Consider the following 262-nt stretch of genomic DNA (forward strand, 5'->3'; position numbering starts at 1 on the left):
TCTCTATGTACACATAACACCTGTCTTCCAGGCGCTTCGTCATACGGAAAGATTCAATATGAATGGGAATATACGTTTTCATCCGGCTTGCCGGAGATCCTTGTGTAAAATATTCGGGACATGCCTGATAAAGGATCGATATGATGGTAGACGCGTCAAGAAAAGTGGGATGCAACTGAAAATAGCCGGTATATTGATTGGCAATTTGGCTGAGCGTCAACTCTGCAAGTACAGAATGGTCAGACGCATAAACCTTCCCCAG

Annotated in this window: 1 protein-coding gene; it reads right to left on the minus strand. The window is 44.3% G+C overall.

All coding sequences use genetic code 11. From position 1 onward, the window contains the following. Window positions 1-262, minus strand: a 262-nt coding sequence (locus tag KVT31_RS29660; RefSeq protein ID WP_217613737.1) for a polyketide synthase dehydratase domain-containing protein, incomplete at both ends; no start/stop codon positions are given.

The organism is Bacillus sp. GbtcB14, assembly GCF_019091205.1.
Taxonomy (GTDB): domain Bacteria; phylum Bacillota; class Bacilli; order Bacillales; family Bacillaceae_G; genus Bacillus_A; species Bacillus_A cereus_AG.